We start from the raw sequence: 8,923 nt of genomic DNA, 5'->3' as shown, positions 1-8,923 counted from the left end.
GGGTCTCCTCCTCCCACAGCGCGCGGTACTTCGCGTCGCGGGTCTTGAGCAGTACGCACGCCACCGCCGCCGACAGCAGCGACCCGATCAGCACCGCCGCCTTCACCAGGTCCATGGTTGCCGCGTCCTTGAAGGCCAGCTCCGTCACCAGCAGCGACACCGTGAAGCCGATACCCGCCAGCATCGACACACCCGCCATGTCCGACCAGGCCAGGGACGGGTCGAGGCGTGCCCTGGTGAAGCGGGCCGCGAGGTACGTACCGCCGAAGACGCCGGCGAACTTGCCCACGAACAGGCCCAGCAGGACGCCCAGCGACTCCGGCTCGCGGAGCATCTCGGCGAGCGCGGAGCCCGAGACGCCGACGCCCGCCGCGAAGAGGGCGAAGACCGGTACGGCGATGCCAGCGGACAGCGGGCGCATCCGGTGCTCGACGCGGTCGGCGGTCGAGGTCTCCTCCACCGGCTTACCGTCGCGGTCCTTGCGGGGGAGGCAGCGCAGCAGCATGCCCATGGCCACACCGGCGATGGTGGCGTGGATGCCGCTGTTGTACATCAGCGCCCAGATGACCAGGGCGAGCGGCACGTACACGTACCAGCCGCGCACGCCGAGGTTGATGTGCAGCACCCGGAAGAGGGCCAGTCCGGCGAACGCGCCCACCAGGGCCGCCCAGTTGAGGGTGGAGGTGTAGAAGACGGCGATGACGAGGATGGCGCCGAGGTCGTCGACGATGGCGAGGGTGAGGAGGAAGGCGCGGATGCCGGACGGCAGATGGGTGCCGATCACGGCGAGGACGCCTAGTGCGAAGGCGATGTCGGTGGCCATGGGCACCGCCCAGCCGTCCAGTCGGCCGCCGGCGCTGAGGTTGGTGACGGTGTAGACGAGGGCCGGTACCGCCATCCCGGCGAGAGCCGCGACGACGGGGAGGGCGGCGGCGGCGGGGCTGCGCAGCTCCCCCGCGACCAGTTCGCGCTTCAGCTCGATGCCGGCGACGAAGAAGAAGACGGTGAGGAGCCCGTCGGCCGACCAGTGCTCCACGGACAGGTCGAGCCCGAGGGCCGGGATGCCGAAGTGGAACGAGCGGACGGTCTCGTACGAGTCACTCAGCGGGGTGTTCGCCCAGACCAGCGCGAGCAGCGCCGCGGCGAGCAGCACCATGCCGCCGACCGTCTCGGTGCGCAGGGCCTCCGTCAGCAGGCGGCGTTCGCTCGCGGAGGGGCGGGCGAAGAGGGAGGTCTGCGGCCTGGCGGGAGGCGTGGGCTTCGACGGCGGCATCGGCGGGGGCTCCTGGGGTCGGGAGGCTACCTAGACGCTCGAAAGCGCCGCCGACCAGACTTCCCGGCACACCATGACTGCATCGATCTTGACGAGTTGTTTACACCGTACCTGGTGGCCGGCCTGGGCCCGCCGAAAGCCGCGCGGGTGCTCGGGGCCGTGAAGCGGTCCGGACCGGCGGCGCAACGGTTACTGGCGGTACGTCAGCGCGAGCATTGTCACTGCCCTCTGGCAATGTGTGCTTGTGCGTTCGGATGGCACCATGTGCAACGCCGGAACATGCACGGCGGGGCGCGCGCCGATGCCCTCGACGGGGGTGAGGGCATCGGCCGAAGTCCCGTGAGCACCGGTCTGCCGACCCTTTTGCCCCTTGCCGCACGCGAACAGGCCGCAGCCCGCGCTCTCGGGGGTGGGAGCGCGGGCCGCGGCTGCTGTGGGCAGGTGGCCGGTCTCAGCCGACCTGCAGCTTCTGACCCGGGTGGATCAGGTTGGCGTCGCCGCCGACGACGGACTTGTTGTCGTCGTACAGCTGCTTCCAGTCGACGTCGTGCGAGGCGGCGATGGAGCCGAGCGTGTCGCCGGACTTCACCGCGTAGTTGCCGTCACCGGACGGCTTCGGCTGGGCCGGGGCGGACTCCTGCGGCTCGTGCTCCGGCGACGCATTCGCGTCGCTGTCGCTGCCGCTGTCCGGGTTGACGTCGGCGGAGGCGCCGTCGGCGGTCAGGCCGCCCTCACCGGCGCACTCCCAGGCTCCCGGGCCCTGCATGTCGAGCAGCTTCTCCGCCGTGGCGATCTGCTGCTCCTTGCTCGCCTGGTCGGCGCGCGGCGCGTACTGGGTGCCGCCGGCCGCCTTCCAGCTGGAGTCGGAGAACTGCAGGCCCCCGTAGTGGCTGTTGCCCGTGTTGGCCTGCCAGTTGCCGCTGGACTCGCACTGGGCGACCTTGTCCCAGGTGCTGACCGAGGCGGCCTGTGCACCGGTAGCCGTGACCATGGGGATGGCGACAGCGGCACCCGCGACGCCGGTCACGACGGCGAGACGGGCGGCCTTGACCGGCCCACGGTTACGGTCCTTGCCGGAGAACAGCATGGTGAATGTTTCCTAACGGTCGAGGAGTTCACCACTGAGGATCTGTGGCGAACGGATCGAACGCTGGGACCGTAAGCACAACCCCGGGGGGCGGACCAAAACCCCCGTGAGTGATCAATTGGCCCACGGAACAGGCCAGTAGCCACCATCGCCGCAGGTCAACCGGATAGGGGTGAACCGGACAACCGGGCTTCGCCGGGGCACCCCGGAGAGAAGCGTCACATCGTGGGCGGGCGCGGCTGTGGCATGGCTCTCCTCAACCAGGCGTCAACCGCGCGCTCCGGCCCGCCGGTTGGCCCGCCTGCCCGGCGCCGTCGGCGCCGCCCCGGGCCCCCGTGCCGGGGCGACAGGCCAACCGGTGGGCCGGGGAACGCCCGCAGCCCGCAAGGTGGACAGCTCGTTCGCGCGTTCGGCGAGCCCTCTCCGGTCATGAACGCCACGTCCGAAAGTCGCCAGCGCTGTGACCTGCGCAGTTGCTTGGCTAGACAGTCCGCAGCCCGCGGAACGGACACATCCAAGGAGCGTCATGAGGAGCGGCAGGTCCGCGGTCAGCCAGGTCGGCGTGGCCGTGCAGTTCGGCCTCCTAGCGCTGGCCTGGGGGTCCAGCTTCCTGTTCATCAAGATCGGTCTGGACGGGCTGTCACCCGTGCAGGTGGTGGCGGCGCGGATGGTGTTCGGCGCACTGCTGCTGGGGCTGGTCATGCTGGTCACCCGGAGCCGGATTCCGCGGGACGGCTCCCTGTGGGGTCACCTGACCGTTGTTTCCCTGCTGCTGTGCGTCCTGCCGTTCACCTTGTTCGCGTGGGCGGAACAGGAGATCTCGTCCGGGCTGGCGAGCATCTACAACGCGACCACCCCGTTGACCACCATGGCGTTCGCGACGGTGCTGCTGAGCAGTGAGCGCCTCACCCGTGACCGGGGGACCGGACTGGGATTCGGCTTCGCCGGAGTGCTGGTGATCGTGGGGCCGTGGTCGCTCGGCTCCGGAGGTGGCGGGCTGCTGCCGCAGCTGGCCTGCCTGGCCGCCACCACCAGCTACGGCCTGGCCTTCGTCCACCTGCGCCGGTTCGTGACCGGTCGCGGCATCCCGGCTGTGACGGTGGCGTTCATCCAAGTCACCACCGGCGCTGTCATCTTGGGGCTCGCCACGTCGCTGGCCGCGGACACGCCCGTACACCTCACGTCGTCCGTGGTGCTGAGCATGGTGGCCCTCGGTGCGGTCGGCACCGGGCTTGCCTACGTCTGGAACACGAATGTCGTGGCAGCGTGGGGAGCCGCCAACGCTTCCGCGGTCACCTACCTGACCCCGGTCGTCGGCGTGGTCCTGGGCATCCTGGTCCTTCGCGAGCCACTGACCTGGAACCAGCCCGTCGGTGCCGCCCTGGTGATCGCCGGGATCCTGGCCGCGCACGGCAGGTTCCGGAGGTCCCCCTCCCGGTCGCAGCGGGTATGAACGTCCGGGCCGCGCGAAGTCCTCGCGTTCAGATCCCGGCGGCGAGTTCTTCGAACTGTGCCTTCCGTGCGGGGTAGTAGTCGCCGAAGCTCGGTGTCGCGGTGCCGTCGCGTGAGGCGACAAGCATGTCGAGGTAGTACTCCCAGCCCGGTCCGATCTCGCCGACCCCCTCCGCGCCGGTCAGGTGCTGGACGAGTTGGAGTTCCGTCCTGCCGCCCGTCTCGGACAGCCGCAGTTCCAGGTGCCAGTCGCCTGCCTCGTCGGACGTGGAGACGGCGAGGAGCCGGGGCGGCTCGCACAGGTCGATGTGCATCTCGCACCAGGGCGTCTCCTCCTCGAACGCCAGCCGGACCTTGATCGTGCGGCCGGGCGCGGCCTGCCCCTCCCAGGGGCCGAACCACCGCGCCGTGCGCTCGGGTTCGGTGACGCTCGCCCACACATCGTCGATGGGGGCTCGAAAGGTGCGCGTGAGCACGAGGTCGCTGCCTTCGGCCGTGCGCAGGAGCCGGGGGGTGGAATCGGTCGTCATGCGGTGTTCTCCGTGCGTTCGTGAGGTCGTGTCCTGCGGTGCGCGGCCCGCTCCCGGCCAGTGCGGCGGACCTCCGTCTCCAGCGCGTCCAGCCGCTGCTCCCAGCGGGCGGACTCCGGCTCCGCGAACTGGGCGAGCCACTCGCCGAGTTCGGCCATGGGCGCCGGGTCGAGTACGTAGAAGCGCTGTCGGCCCACGGGCTCGTCGCGGACCAGGCCGGCCTCCCGCAGTACGCGCAGGTGGCGGCTGATCGCGGGCCGGCTGATGGTGAAGCGGTGTGCGATCTCGCCCGGCGTGAGCCGGGTGCCGCGCAGCATGAGGAGGATGTCCCTGCGTACGGGATCCGCGATCGCGTCGGCCACGTCGTCCACAGCAAGAAGCGTAACCTATGGGTTACGGATCTACCAGTGATGCGGTGGCCGGGAACCTCCAGTGGACGACCTTCGGGGTGGGGCCGTCGCCGCGTGCTCCGCGGCCAGCGCAACCGCCAGCAGGTCGGCTTCCCTGCCGTGCCGGGCGACCAGCTGGAGGCCGACCGGTTCGCCGGCTGCGGTGAATCCTGCAGGAATGCTGATGGCGGGGTGTCCGCTGATGTTGAAGGCCCAGGTCAGGGCGACGCTCATGACGTTCCCGGGGCCTTGGTGCCCGTGGGGTGTGCTGGGAGTGGTCGGGGTGGCCACGAGGTCGACGGCGGCGAAGACGCGCTCAAGTTCTCGGCCGATGGCGGCTCTTGTCCGCGCGGCGCGCTTCCTGTCCGCCGGGTCATGGCGGCGCAGACCGCGCCAGCAGTTCACGGGGTCGGTGAGCCGTACGGGAACGTCGAGGATGTCGATGGCTCGGGCCTCGGCCAGGGTTCCCAGGGAGGTGAACGCCGTCTCGGCCACGGGCTCCTGTGTCTCGGCGTATCCCAACGTCGCCGACCAGGCCGCCCGCAGGGGCCGGGTCGGGGGACCAAGGGCGGCCGGCGTCGCAGTGACGGCGAGGGCATCCAGGTAGGCGGCGGCATCCCGCACGTTACGGGCAAGCGGTCCGGCGACGTTCAGGCCGGCCCGGTCCCGGGCGGGCACCAGGCCGTTGGTCGGCTTGAGTCCGACAACGCCGCACCAGGCCGCCGGGATGCGCACCGACCCGGCGCCGTCGCTGCCGGTGGCCAGGGGCACCATGCCGGCGGCCACGGCGGCGGCCGAACCGGCCGAGGAGCCGCCCGGGCTCCAGCACGGGTCGTAGGGGTTGAGGGTCGGGCCGCGCTCGGTGTCGCCCCAGGTCTGCCAGCGGGTTCCCGGGCCGGGTGTGGACGTCGCGCCCACCGGCACGCATCCAGCCTCCATGAGGCGGACCGTCTGCGGGGACGTCAGTCCCTCAGTGCCCTTGACCGCCAAGGGCACTCCGGCCAGCGGCAACCGCGCGCCCGCCTCGATGCGGCGGTCCACCTTCTCCGCCTGCCAGGCGGCGAACCCGGTCCAGAGCTTCGTGAACGCCCGCACCCCGGCATCGTCCCGCGTGATGCGTCGCAGCGCCGCTCCGGCCATCTGGCCCGCCGACGAACGGCCCGCGTTGACGTCGGCCGCGATCTCGCAGGCGGACATCCCGCCGGTCCTCAAAGTTGGAGTATCCAGCGCAGGACGCGGACGGGGTGGGGGCCGAGGGAGGGGGCCGCTTGTTCGATCTCGGCGGAGAGCCGGGCGCGTTCGCGGGCCGGGAGGGCGGCGCACAGCGCGGCCGAGTCGGGCGGTGACCAGCGGGTGGCGAGCGCGTGGGCGCGGGCGCGTAGGGCGGGGTCGGCGTCGTCGACGAGTGCCAGGGCGGCGCGGAGCGGAGCCAGTCCGCGGCTGTGCGCGCCCAGGAGGCGCAGGGCGGCGCGGCGGACGTGGCCGGGGTGCTCGGGTGCGAGGCGCGCGCGGAGTCCGTCGACCGGGAGCGTGCAGGCGTCCGGTTCCAGCGCCACGGCCACACGCCGTACGACCGCGGGGGACGGGTCGTCCAGCAACGGCGCCAGGCACTCCGGGTGAGCGGCGCCGAGGTTGTGCAGCGCCCCGACCGCCGCGGCGCGTACGGCGGCACGCGGGTCCGTGAGCAGCGGGGTGAGCAGAGCCGCGTCGGCTTTTCCACCGCACTCGCCCAGCCCGGCGACCACACCTCGCGTCAGTGCCCCGCCTGATGCGAGCGCCGTACGGTAGTGGCGCGCGGGTTCGCTCCCCGTCGTACGGACCGCCCACTGCGCACAGGCGCGCACCATCGCGGAGCGGTCGGTCAGCATCGCCTCGGCCTTGCCCTGCCGCCCTGTCCTGCGCAATACCGTGACGGCGATGGCGCGTACGCGTGCTGCGCGGGCGCTAAGCATCCGGTCGTGGACGTCCTCCGGCACCGGGGACGAGGCGAGCGCGGCGGTCGCGCATGTCTCCTGGACGAGCACGTCGGGGTCGCTCACGGCACCTTCCGCGAGCCGCGCCACGGTGAGCGACCCGCCCTCGACGGCCTGCCGGAAGGCCCACCGGCGTACCCGGCGCGAGGGGTGGGTGAACGCCCGCTCCTGCAGGGCCTGTTCGCCCTGCGCGAGCCGGGTCAGCAGCAACTCCTCGGCGTACCCGCCGTGCCGGCGCGCGGCCACCCGCAGCACGGTCTCCGCCGCATCGACAAGCGTCTCCGGCGCTGCCCCGGTCAGGACGGCCCGCGCGGCATCCCTGACCGGGCCGGCCCAGTCGGCGCAGCGCAGCACCACCAGCGATAGCAGCCCGTCTGGTATCTCCCCGCGCAGCGCCGCTTCCCGCACCCGTCCGTCGCCGTGGCACAACGCCTCGGACGGCACTCCGGCCTGCTCCGGCACGGTGCCGGGCTGCGGGAACCAGGAGTGAATCCGGCGTACGGCCAGGTCGTACCGCACCCAGTCGCGCGCCGGCGCACAAGGCTGCGGGAGCGGTGTCAGGCCTCGGCTTTCCGCCATCCGCTGCCTCCCGTTGGTGCGTCAGCAGAAGCCCTCACCCTGCCAGCCGCCTACGTGTCGCGCAGGTGAATTTTCCGTCCGGTGCAGCTACCGCTGCTGCCCGGCCCCGGCCCTGCCGATCGGCGGTCGTCGGTCGGCGATCGGTCAGACGCGGTCGGCCGCGATCAGGACGTACTGGAAGGATCCGTCCTTGTAGGAGTTGATGAACGCCTCTTCGATGCCGGTGACCAGGGAAGAGGTGGCGCGCAACTCCCAGTAGGGCAGGGTCGCCGCAGTCAGGTCGACGACGGCCTGCGGAACGAGACGGTTGTCGGCCATGGCGCGCAGGTACTCGCGGCGGGAGTGGATGTTGCACTCGAAGTGCGCGTTGATCTGGGAGACCCACTTCGAGGGCTGGCCGTAACGCGGGTTCCAGCAGCCGGTGATGGTCACGTAGCGCCCGCCGACCTCCAGGACGCGGGAGTGCTCGGCGAAGAGGTCGTGCAGGTCGACGTACATCGTCGACTCGTTGTTCCACGAGGCCGCGGCCTGCCCGGCGTCGAAGGGCGTGTCGAGCATGTTGCTCACGCGGGCCTGAACGCTGTCCTCGATGCGGAGTTCACGGGCGCGTCGGTTGGCGAAATCGGCCTGCTTCGCCGACAGGGTGACGCCCTCGACCTTGCAGCCGAATCGCTGGTGGGCCATCACCATCGAACCGCCCCGGCCGCACCCGGCGTCCACGAGCGTGTCGTCACGCCCGATGGGGCCGAGGTGGTCCAGGAGGAAGTCTGCCTGCGCCGACTCCAGGCGGTGGAGTTCGGCGATCAGCTTCTTCTCGCACGCGCCGTCGGCGGTGCCCTCGAGGGCGGCGTGGTCGACGTCGCCGATCCCGTAATGGTGGTGGTAAAGCCCGTCGACGTCGCCGAGGCGCAGGTTCACGGGCCTGGCCTCCTGGTCCCAGTAGCGGGCGATGTCACCCTGGTAAGGCGACGCCTGGGCGGGGATGAACGCGGTGGCGCCCTGGACGGTGGTGTGCTCGGTGCTGGTCACAGATGAATCCGTTCCTTACCAGAAGTCGGGCAGGCTGTATCGATGGGTGTTGGTCTGGTGCCAGTAGTGGTTGCCGTCGACCCAGGCGGCCACTCCCCGCAGGAAGCGCGGCACGCTCGGCACCGGGCAGGCGGCGGACAGCTCGGCGGCTGCGGACTCGAATTCGTGCATGAGGTCGGTGTGGACCTCGACTGTCTTCAGGTAGGCCTCCCGGTCGGAGACCCCCTCACGTTCTTCGATCACCACGGGCAGGTTCAGGTGCCGGCCCGGGCTCTTGAGTTCTTTGGTGTACGAGTACAGGTCGTTGACGATGGTGGTCGCGTTGCCGGCGAGCGCGATGACCCGCTGCATGGCGGGCTGGGCGTGCAGGTCCACCGGAAGTTCGTAGCCGCCGACGGTGTCGGTGATGGTCGGGCACGGACGGAAGTTGTTGAACTGGCGCATCGCCAGGTACTCCCACACCTCGGGCATGTGGTCCGTCTGGGCCCAGGCGGCCTCCGCGAGGTATCCCAGGTGCAGGCGGGCCATGTCGTGCCGGTACCGGTCGGCCTGGCCGGCGGTGGCCTCCTGGAGGAAGTACTCCATGGCGGAGCGGTAGGCGCGCCGGGGGC

Annotated in this window: 9 protein-coding genes; 1 reads left to right on the top strand and 8 read right to left on the bottom strand. The window is 71.2% G+C overall.

Annotated features, from left to right (window positions below):
- Positions 1–1,273 (bottom strand): Na+/H+ antiporter NhaA (gene nhaA / locus ACRDP3_RS19785; protein ID WP_431518305.1); only part of this gene is annotated, 1,273 nt, incomplete at its 3' end.
- A 451-nt stretch (positions 1,274–1,724) separates the two neighbouring features.
- Complete coding sequence (locus tag ACRDP3_RS19780) at positions 1,725–2,360, bottom strand: transglycosylase family protein (protein WP_431518304.1); 636 nt, start codon at positions 2,358–2,360, stop codon at positions 1,725–1,727.
- A gap of 526 nt (positions 2,361–2,886) precedes the next feature.
- Here ACRDP3_RS19780 and ACRDP3_RS19775 point away from each other — a divergent pair.
- Positions 2,887–3,813 (top strand): DMT family transporter, encoded by a 927-nt coding sequence (locus tag ACRDP3_RS19775; protein ID WP_431518303.1) that lies wholly within the window; start codon positions 2,887–2,889, stop codon positions 3,811–3,813.
- A 28-nt stretch (positions 3,814–3,841) separates the two neighbouring features.
- Here ACRDP3_RS19775 and ACRDP3_RS19770 read toward each other — a convergent pair whose 3' ends face one another.
- The 6 genes from ACRDP3_RS19770 to ACRDP3_RS19745 form a co-directional block, all read right to left on the bottom strand.
- Positions 3,842–4,342 (bottom strand): SRPBCC family protein, encoded by a 501-nt coding sequence (locus tag ACRDP3_RS19770; protein WP_431518302.1) that lies wholly within the window; start codon positions 4,340–4,342, stop codon positions 3,842–3,844.
- Positions 4,339–4,713, bottom strand: coding sequence for a metalloregulator ArsR/SmtB family transcription factor (locus ACRDP3_RS19765; protein ID WP_431518301.1), 375 nt, complete (start codon positions 4,711–4,713; stop codon positions 4,339–4,341). Before ACRDP3_RS19765 ends, ACRDP3_RS19770 begins: the two co-directional genes overlap by 4 nt.
- A 30-nt stretch (positions 4,714–4,743) precedes the next feature.
- Positions 4,744–5,928: an amidase family protein gene (locus ACRDP3_RS19760; RefSeq protein ID WP_431518300.1), complete on the bottom strand. Its 1,185-nt coding sequence runs from the start codon at positions 5,926–5,928 to the stop codon at positions 4,744–4,746.
- Between the two features lie 11 nt (positions 5,929–5,939).
- A complete protein-coding gene (locus ACRDP3_RS19755; RefSeq protein ID WP_431518299.1) occupies positions 5,940–7,283 on the bottom strand; it encodes a HEAT repeat domain-containing protein in 1,344 nt (447 codons plus the stop codon).
- Positions 7,284–7,427: 144 nt separating this feature from the next.
- Positions 7,428–8,312 carry a geranyl diphosphate 2-C-methyltransferase gene (locus ACRDP3_RS19750; protein ID WP_431518298.1) on the bottom strand — a complete coding sequence of 295 codons (885 nt, stop codon included), beginning with the start codon at positions 8,310–8,312 and terminating at the stop codon, positions 7,428–7,430.
- A 15-nt stretch (positions 8,313–8,327) separates the two neighbouring features.
- The coding region (locus ACRDP3_RS19745) for a terpene synthase family protein (protein ID WP_431518297.1) at positions 8,328–8,923 on the bottom strand (596 nt) is incomplete at its 5' end.

It is taken from the genome of Streptomyces sp., assembly GCF_050698815.1.
In the GTDB taxonomy this organism is placed as follows: domain Bacteria; phylum Actinomycetota; class Actinomycetes; order Streptomycetales; family Streptomycetaceae; genus Streptomyces.
This window is presented reverse-complemented; position numbering and strand designations above follow the sequence as displayed.